Raw genomic sequence first — 1,155 nt, forward strand, 5'->3', positions numbered from 1 at the left:
AGCGGAGACCGTGGTGGCGGGGGTCCGGGGCCTCGTGCTTGCCCTGGCCTCAACGAAGTCCGCTCCCCACAGGAGCGGAGACCCAGCGGTCGCGTCACCGACCTCGGTGCGGTCCGCGGCGCCTCAACGAAGTCCGCTCCCCACAGGAGCGGAGACATGACCTCCGGCAGCGACGTGACGCCCGGCCCCTGGCCTCAACGAAGTCCGCTCCCCACAGGAGCGGAGACCGGCACGTACCCGCCGAGCCTGTCCCATGACGGGCTGCAGCCTCAACGAAGTCCGCTCCCCACAGGAGCGGAGACTGCCCGGTCGCGAGGAGGGAGGACACGGTGCGGATGCCGCCTCAACGAAGTCCGCTCCCCACAGGAGCGGAGACGTCCGCCAGATCGCATACATGGTCCCGCCACGGAGCCTCAACGAAGTCCGCTCCCCACAGGAGCGGAGACAGCACCTCAGATTACAGCCCTTTGACATGGGCAGACGCGACCGTCGGCGAGCCCTGGGCTCAAGAGGCGTCCGTGGAGCGCCATGCTTATCGGCCTCGACCCATGAACCGTGGGCTGACAAGCCCTTTTCTGATGCGACGGCTCGCCGGATTCCGGACATCGACGGAGCCTTCGCGAAGGTCCCTGGCTCGCTTCAGATGATGATGGGCCCATCCACAGAGATCTCGCGTGATCGACCCAGAAAGCTGAACTGCTCTGCGCCAAGCGTGGCCGTCAGGCCGAGGTCGCAGACCAGCACGCTGTCCTCGCCCGGATCCAGCACCGCTTCGAGGGCTGCTTGCAGGGAGACGAACTGGGCGGGCAAGGCATCCACCACGAAGACTGAATATTGGACTCGATCTCCGAACCCTTCGAGGACGCGGGCCGCCCGGGATCTGCGGCGGTCGTCAGGAATGTCATAGGCGATGAGCCTCCTCCGGAGACGATCCCGGGCACTCAACGGACTCGCACCCCCTTGTAGACCTCCTGCGAGCCGTCCAGGACGCCGAGGAACATCCTCGCCTGGACCTCTATCGCGCGGCGCCACGTCACTCTGTATCCGAAGACGGGGTGCTTGAACTCCGTCCCGAGGCGCCGTTCCACCGCCGCAATCACTTTGCGCCGGCCGGTCTGGGTGAGCCGCGCGCCACCGAGCACATGAGTGAAAGAC

1 protein-coding gene, 1 pseudogene and 1 CRISPR repeat array are annotated in these 1,155 nt (G+C 66.6%); the gene and the pseudogene both read right to left on the reverse strand.

The features are described from left to right. Positions 1 to 46: 46 nt before the first annotated feature. A CRISPR array of direct repeats spans positions 47 to 446; the repeat unit is 36 nt; unit sequence GCCTCAACGAAGTCCGCTCCCCACAGGAGCGGAGAC. Between the two features lie 193 nt (positions 447 to 639). Beyond that, entirely contained in the window at positions 640 to 1,032 is a 393-nt protein-coding gene (gene cas2 / locus ACFWJO_RS40280; RefSeq protein ID WP_230594528.1) for a CRISPR-associated endonuclease Cas2, read from the reverse strand. Beyond that, positions 942 to 1,155: pseudogene (locus ACFWJO_RS40285) on the reverse strand (hypothetical protein); the annotation flags it as partial. The pseudogene ACFWJO_RS40285 and the gene cas2, both read right to left, overlap by 91 nt.

It is taken from the genome of Streptomyces sp. NPDC127092 (assembly GCF_042722475.1).
Lineage (GTDB): Bacteria > Actinomycetota > Actinomycetes > Streptomycetales > Streptomycetaceae > Streptomyces.